General features: G+C 40.3%; 5 protein-coding genes and 1 riboswitch. All 5 genes read left to right on the forward strand.

What is annotated here, in order from left to right; all coding sequences use genetic code 11:
- The first annotated feature begins 186 nt into the window (after positions 1-186).
- The 5 genes from EDD58_RS12620 (at position 187) to EDD58_RS12640 (ending at position 7,863) form a co-directional block, all read left to right on the forward strand.
- The gene (locus EDD58_RS12620) at positions 187-1,224 is read left to right on the forward strand and encodes a DUF58 domain-containing protein (protein WP_165875971.1); all 1,038 of its coding nucleotides are present in this window, start codon (positions 187-189) and stop codon (positions 1,222-1,224) included.
- A complete protein-coding gene (locus EDD58_RS12625) occupies positions 1,190-3,439 on the forward strand; it encodes a transglutaminase TgpA family protein (protein ID WP_131926115.1) in 2,250 nt (749 codons plus the stop codon). The genes EDD58_RS12620 and EDD58_RS12625 overlap by 35 nt, the downstream gene beginning before the upstream one ends.
- A gap of 25 nt (positions 3,440-3,464) precedes the next feature.
- Positions 3,465-3,566, forward strand: a riboswitch (purine riboswitch).
- A 146-nt stretch (positions 3,567-3,712) separates the two neighbouring features.
- Entirely contained in the window at positions 3,713-5,251 is a 1,539-nt protein-coding gene (gene guaA / locus EDD58_RS12630; protein ID WP_131926124.1) for a glutamine-hydrolyzing GMP synthase, read from the forward strand.
- A gap of 29 nt (positions 5,252-5,280) precedes the next feature.
- Positions 5,281-6,630 carry an NCS2 family permease gene (locus tag EDD58_RS12635; RefSeq protein WP_243648737.1) on the forward strand — a complete coding sequence of 450 codons (1,350 nt, stop codon included), beginning with the start codon at positions 5,281-5,283 and terminating at the stop codon, positions 6,628-6,630.
- 90 nt (positions 6,631-6,720) lie between these two features.
- On the forward strand, positions 6,721-7,863 hold the full coding sequence (locus tag EDD58_RS12640; RefSeq protein ID WP_131926117.1) for a peptidase MA family metallohydrolase: 1,143 nt from the start codon (positions 6,721-6,723) through the stop codon (positions 7,861-7,863).
- The last annotated feature ends 260 nt before the right edge of the window (positions 7,864-8,123 follow it).

Consider the following 8,123-nt stretch of genomic DNA (forward strand, 5'->3'; position numbering starts at 1 on the left):
GGAAGAGGTTTAATTTTCTGCCTGATTAGTACCCTTATTTTAGGCATTTCAGCTCTCTATTTTGGAGGGTTTGTCATTAGCTTTCTATTTTATGTCAGTGTAATCATCACTTTATGGGAGATCATCGTTTATAACCTCTGTATCTCCAGAATCTCTGCTCGGAGGGAGCTTTCTTCTTCTGTATTGATGGCTGGAGAGAATCTTGAAATAACCATCTCTGCTTCCCGAGGATGGTATTTCCCATTCGGTTGGCAAACGATGAAAGATCGAGTTGTTCAAAGTAACCGATCACATAAAGAGGGTGAATGTATTCTAGAAAAGAAATTTTATCTGCAAGATAAATCAGAATTTAAATACAAAATATACAATTTGAAAAGAGGCAGATATGAATTTACTCCGCTCTCTCTTCATGGGGGAGACTTTTTGGGATTAGTAGAACGTCAGAAAAAAGTGGGAAAAGGAGAAAAAATTGCGGTTTATCCGCAAGTTGTTCCTGTACCTAAGTGGTTGCCATCTCAAACCGCAAGTGTTTCTGCATCGATCTCTAGTCGTAGGATAGGATCTGATACGAATACAGTAAGTGGACTACGCAATTATCGCTATGGGGATCGTTTGCAACAGATTGATTGGAAAGCAAGTGCGAGAGGTCAAGGATTAAAGGTGAAAGAGTTTGAACAGGAAATTTTACAAACAGTATTCATCATCTTGGATCAGAGTGAAGGCTCATATCGGGAGAAAGAGGATGAGCTCTTTGAGCGAGCTGTCTCACTGGCGGCTTCATTAACCCATCAATTGACTCGTCAAGCTTGCACAACTTCTGTGTTATTAACGGGGAAAAAGCCCCTTTTATTAAAGAAGATAACTAGTGGGGTTCAGATGAAGGAATTTCTAAATATTCTCATTGATGTCCAACCCAATGGCCGGAACTCTCCCTCTATGTTTGGCTCTCTTCTGGGAGTAGACCAGCTACAACATCAGAAGGTTTTATTGATTACTCCGCGGGCTGATCAGGAAACGCTTTCTTTGATTCGTAAGTTGAAACAAAGAAACGCCTCAGTGGAATGGTTTTGGATCTCTCATCCCAAAGCTGGTTTCCCCCATTTAGTAGAAGAGATGAGTCAACTTCAAGTCCAATTCTGGAATATCAATCAGGATCACTTTGAACTCATCTTGCAGAGAGGTGATTCGATTGCTTACCACCGTTCAGCAGCTCAGTCATTTTAAAAAAGGCATCTTACTGTTGATTTCATGGCTCTTATTTTGGGAAGGACTTCACGTTTTCTTTAAAATGACTGAAACGATTCAGATCCAGTTCTTTTTTATAGGATTCATTTTATTTACTTTGGTTTCTTTGACTTCACTGAGTCGATGGATGAAAGCTTGTCTCTTTATATCGATCATTTATTTGTTACTCTACTTAATATTCTTATCTCGATGGGAGCTCTTAGGAGATCTAAGTATTGACTCAGTTTTTTTTGAATTGGTCAAAGAGTGGAACCAATTGGAGGGAGTTACTAGCTTTAATTCTTCGGAACAAAAAGTACTAGGCTCGTTGTTGTTGTTTATTATATTACTTTGGATCGCTTATATATGGGTCTATTTATTTTTAAAAAAGGGGAATATTTTAATTCCATTTTCTCTTGTGCTCCTGTTGTTGATCGTGATCAACCAATCATCAGAAATAGAGTTAGAATCAACGATCGTCCGTGTTGTCATTTATTTAATTGGTTGTATGTTATGGATTCGATGGGAGAAATGGAAGACTCATGTTACAAATATCCATCAAGCCCGTAGAAGTTGGAAAGTGGGAACCTTTTTGCTTCTCATTTTGGTCATGGCTGCTAGCTATGTGCCTCCAACTTTTTCTTCGACTGAACAACCGATCTGGATCTCATTATTTGAAAGTGTAGAAGGTTCAGGCGAAGGAATTACCTTCCCGCTATTGACACCTAAAAGGATTGGTTATTCAGCGGATGACCGAAAACTAGGTGGACCTTTAAAGATGGATGAGACCGTTTTATTTCGAGCGGTTTCTGACCAAAGCTATTATTGGCGCGGTGAATCAAAAAGTGTTTATACAGGGCAAGGTTGGACAAGTGTAGAGGATGTAACAATGAATCAGGCGTTAAATGGATGGGTGAATAAAGATCAATTATCGCCCAATGAAGACTTTTATAACCTTTTTCGCCATCCTGCACAAGAAAATCGGGTCAAGATCGTTTGGGAGGAGTGGAAATATTCAACTCTTTTCGTGCCGGGACAATTGATCACATTAAAACTACCTGAGTATAAGGAGAAGAATCCTTTTACACTCATCTTTTCCAGTGAAGGCTTTCATGTGAACCAGATTCGTTTGGATCAAGGAATCAAGCCAGTCAAGCTAGAGATGGATACTCAGATCCCTTTATGGGATGAAGAACAGTTGAGAGAACTCGCAAGGGGTAAAGCAAGAGATGATGTGGATTACTCTATTGCAGTAAGTGCGATTGAATTACCTGAAAGCGTTCCAAAGCGAATTCAGAACTTAACACTTCAGATTACAGAAGGATATCATGGAAACTATGATCGAGCGAAGGCGATTGAGAGGTATTTAAAGTCGAGTGGTCACTTTCAATATGATACAGAGAAAGTGTCTCACCTACCTAAAGGAAGAGATTTTGTGGATCACTTTCTTTTTGATAGCAAAATAGGGTACTGTGATCATTTTTCTTCATCAATGGTTGTGATGCTACGTTCAGTTGGTATTCCCGCACGATGGGTAAAAGGATTTGCCCCTGGGGAAGCTATCTTTGATCCCGAAGCGAACAAGTATATAACGACGGTAAGAAATAAGGATGCTCATTCTTGGGTCGAAGTATATTTGGATGGAATTGGATGGATTCCATTTGAACCAACTCCCTCGTTCTCTACTCCCATACCTAGTTCCATGAATGAGGCTCCTGTAGAGTCTGTTGATTCTGGTTCGGACATAGAAGGTCAAATTCCTGCCACGATTCAGCAGAAGCAAGAGCGATTGGAGAAAGAGTTGGAGAAAGGTGAATCTACTTCATCTGTCAAACAGGGGGACTCTGGAAGTACATGGAGATGGCGAGAAGTACTCCTTGGATTGGGATTACTCCTGATCATTATAGGAATCGGTTGGAAATATCGAATCCATATTCAGTGGTTGCTATTATTACGTTTTAGAGAAAAAGGAGATCATCGAACGTTTTTCACTGCTTACGAATCATTATTACGTTGGTTAGCAAATCTTCGAGGAAAGCGCGCAGAACATCAAACTTTGCGAGAATATTGGGATCAACATCCGAGCCCTCAGGAAGCTACGATTTTAACTAAGAAGTATGAAAAAGTGAGATATGGGAAATACGATAAGAAAGAAAATATTTGGAAAGCAACCTGGGATTTATGGAAAAAATTAATAAAACAGCTTCGTCCTTGACCATATCTCTACTGCTCTGGTATCATATTTTTTGGTAGATCTATCCCGTATATATTCAGGAATATGGCCTGAACGTTTCTACCCGGCTACCGTAAATGGCCGGACTACGGTTTATAGGTCGCCGGGATGCCTAAAAATCTTTCTTCGGCCAATTCCTTTTCGGATTGGTGAGGATTTTTCGGGGGAACCGGGGTCCTATATCGCAGAAGAAGCGGTATAGGCCCCCGGTTTTTTTGGTACATGAATAGAAGCGGGAAGGAAGAGAAGTACTATATGGAAAAGCCAATTGAACGCGTAGTGGTGCTAGACTTTGGTGGTCAATATAACCAGTTAATTGCAAGACGAATTCGAGATCTGGGAGTCTTTAGTGAGTTACTTCCACATCATACTTCCGCAAGCAAGTTAAAAGAGATCAACCCCAAAGGAATTATTTTTTCGGGTGGTCCAAACAGTGTTTATGCGGAAGGAGCTCCCCATGTGGACCCTGAGATTTTTTCGTTGGGGATCCCAATCTTAGGTATTTGTTATGGAATGCAGTTAATCGCACATCATTTTGGAGCCAAAGTGGAACGTGCTAGCAAACGAGAGTATGGAAAAGCGGAAGTAGAGATTGTTTCCGATTCACCACTTTATCAAGGGCTTGAGAAAAATCAGATGGTTTGGATGAGTCACAGTGATGTTGTGATTGAGCCACCAGCTGGCTTTCAAGTAGATGGAAAAACTGATTCAGCACCTGTGGCGATGATGAGTGATCCACAACAGAGGATCCATGCAGTTCAGTTTCACCCAGAAGTGCAACACTCCCTCCGTGGACAAGAAGTGTTACGCAATTATTTATATGAAGTATGTAAGTGCTCAGGGGATTGGAGTGCAGAAACATTTATCGAAGATGCGATCAAGGAAATTAGAGCGCGCGTGGGTGATCAAAAAGTTTTATGCGCTTTAAGTGGTGGAGTAGATTCATCTGTAGTAGCTGTACTCATTCATAAAGCGATTGGTGACCAACTCACCTGCATGTTTGTTGATCATGGTTTACTACGGAAAGGCGAAGCAGAAGGCGTAGTGGAAACTTTTGGTGAGCATTTCCATATGAACTTAATCAAAGTTGATGCTAAAGAGCGGTTTCTAAAGAAATTGGCTGGAGTGACGGATCCCGAACAAAAACGGAAAATCATTGGTAATGAATTTATTCGGGTATTCGAAGAAGAGTCTGAGCATTTGGGAGAACATCGCTTCTTAGGTCAAGGAACTCTTTATACAGATATCGTGGAGTCGGGCACGGACACTGCGCATACGATCAAATCTCACCATAATGTAGGTGGACTACCTGAAGATATGAAAATGGAATTGATCGAGCCATTAGATACTCTCTTTAAAGATGAAGTCCGTAAAGTAGGGCTAGAGCTAGGTCTACCAGAAGAAGTGGTTTGGAGACAACCATTCCCAGGACCGGGACTCGGGATTCGGGTGATCGGAGAAGTTACTGAACACAAATTAAATATTGTTCGTGAATCAGATGCAATTTTACGTGATGAAATACAAAAAGCAGGTCTAGACCGAGAAATCTGGCAGTACTTTACCACTTTGCCTGATTTTAAAAGTGTTGGAGTGATGGGAGACGTTCGGACTTATGCGTATACAGTTGGGATTCGTGCTGTCACTTCGATTGATGGAATGACTGCCGATTGGGCACGGATTCCTTTTGAGATACTTGAAAAAATATCAAGTCGAATTATTAACGAAGTCGAAGATGTGAACCGGGTCGTATACGATATTACGTCTAAGCCGCCATCCACCATTGAATGGGAATAGAACTCCTGCTTTAAATAGGAGAGGTAAACATGGCTAAATTAACATCCATGCTATCTAATTACTTTGGTTTTAAAGAACATGGAACGAACTTTAAAACTGAAATGTTAGCAGGTGTAACTACTTTTTTCACTATGGCGTATATTTTGCTCGTCAACCCATCCATTATGGGAGAAACAGGGATGGATTTGGGAGCAGTCTTTGTTGCAACAGCAATCTCAGCTGCATTTGGTTCATTACTCATGGGGGTTATTGCTAATTATCCAATTGCATTAGCTCCCGGAATGGGTTTAAATGCTTACTTTACCTATACTGTAGTATTGGGAATGAACGTTCCTTGGCAAACGGCTTTAGGTGCAGTCTTTGTTTCAAGTGTGATTTTCTTGATCTTGACCGTTACCAAGGTTCGCGAAATGATTATTAACTCCATTCCCGCTGGACTCAAGTATGCAGTTTCAGCCGGGATTGGTCTATTTATCGCTTTTATTGGTTTTAAAAACGCACAAATCATCATTCCAAACGAAGCCACTTATGTTTCTTTAAATCCAGAGTTAGTAACAAAGCCTGAAATCTTACTTACTTTATTTGGATTAATTGTTACAGCTCTACTGATGGTGCGTAAGGTGAGAGGCGCTATTTTTCTCGGAATGCTATCTACAGCTGTCGTAGGAATAGCCGTACCTAAATTGTTGGGTTTACAAGAAATCGTGAAGGTACCTTCTCAAATTTTCAGTTTACCTCCAAGTATCGCGCCTACTTTTATGCAATTAGATATTATGGGTGCAGTTGACTTGGGATTGATCACGATTGTATTTGCCTTCTTATTTGTAGATTTGTTTGACAATGCGGGAACCTTGGTAGGAGTAACGAGCCAAGCGGGTTTGCTGAAAGACAATAAGTTGCCACGTGCAGGTCGAGCTTTATTTGCAGACTCAGTTGCTTCTATGAGCGGTTCGCTTTTAGGAACTTCAACCGTTACTTCTTATATTGAATCATCTGCAGGTGTAGCTTCTGGTGGACGTACAGGAATGACTTCTGTTGCAACAGCACTTTGTTTTGTGGCTGCGCTATTCTTCTTTCCAGTGGTAGAGACATTTGCTTCTGTCGCTGCGATTACCTCTCCAGCACTGATTATTGTGGGTGTGTTAATGGCTTCAAGTTTGAAGAAGATTGAATGGGATTCTTTTTCTGAAGCAGTTCCTGCATTCCTCACGATTATCATGATGCCTTTAACATTTAGTATTGCTACAGGGATTGCGATCGGTTTTGTATTCTATCCATTAACCAAGTTAGTCAATGGGGATGGAAAAAAAGTTCACCCGATTGTGTATGTGTTAGGAATCATATTTATCCTGAGGTTTATTTTCTTAGGTAGTATCTAGCGAATGTAGAAGTCCTCTCGAATAGAGAGGGCTTTTTTATGTATATTTTTCTCTCTCTCTATGAAACCTAGAGGTGAGGAGGAGAGAGTGATGAATCGAAGGCGATTGGTAATGGGTTTGTTGGGTATTTGTTTGAGTTTTATTTGTCTGGAAATGGTTACAGCACATCAGATCGTCGAAGAGGTTGATCCTGATGGAACAGCGGCTATTCAAACAGTTGTCAAACAAAAAGAAAAAGCAGTGAATGAGAAAAACTTATCGTCTTTCATGGATGTACTCCATCCCGATTCTCGATCCTATAAGCAGGAACAAAAACGTTGGTTTATGGATGCGATTCAGTATATTGATCCACATTCATATCGTTTAGAAGTAGAGTCGATTCATGCTGAAAAAGAAGGTCGATGGCAAGTCTGGGTCAAGCAGTCTTATCGGAAAAAGGGAAAGTCATATCATGTCAAGTTCCCACTTTGTTTTGAGAAGACAGCTTCTGGTTGGAAAGATCGTGATCTCCCTTTTTATCAAATGTCTAAGGGGAAAGTTGTTGTTTATTACACTTCTCCAAACTTAGAAGACCAAGCCCACATGGCACTCGATATTTGTGAACGAGCTAGTTATGCATTAACCAATCGCTTTCAATGGAAACCCCAACAATTGATTGAGGTCAAATTGTATCATCACCCAGAAGTATTTCGCCAATCAGTGAAACTATCGCTTCCAACGTGGGCTGGGGGATGGCATGAAGCAGGTGAGTCAATCAAGTTAATCGGAGGACAATCGACGGCTAAAGGACTGGCCTCTGGACTTGTTCATGAGTTAACCCATCAGATGGTAAGCGAATTGACTCGTGATAATGCCTCATATTGGTTGCAAGAAGGGGCAGCTATGTATTATGAAGCACATCTGTTGCCTGGTTTATATGATGAGGTAGGCGAGTCAAGAGTAAAACTGTTTACGGTGAAACAACTGGAAAGTTTAGATTTGGAAGCATTGGATGGGAAAGAGGCACACAGGTATTATCAAACTTGTTACCAGTTGTATTCATATTTGATGGAAATCTATGGAGAACAAAAGTTAAAACAGGTCTATCAAGATTTACATGGGGAGTTAACGATTGATGTAGATCATAAAGAAAAATTGCAAGAATTGAATCGGCGAACCCGAGAGTCTTTTCAAAAGGTATTAGGAAAATCAATGGATCAAATCAATGATGAATGGAACAAAGATAGAAGATAAAAAAACTGTTGACAGTATTTATTGATCCATGTTATATTAACTATCGTCGCTGATGCGACTAACAATAACTCTTATAACTTAATAGTTAGTTGTAAGAAAAAATAAATGTTGACTTTGTGTAGATGATATGTTAAGATGATTCATGTCGCTACAAAAGGGCGATACAGTGTTCCTTGAAAACTAAAGAGTGAAACCATGACCTGTTAATTTTTTGAGAGCATAGAATCAAACAACCATTTTTGGAGAGTTTGATCCTGGCT

Source organism: Hazenella coriacea (genome assembly GCF_004341825.1).
Lineage (GTDB): Bacteria > Bacillota > Bacilli > Thermoactinomycetales > Thermoactinomycetaceae > Hazenella > Hazenella coriacea.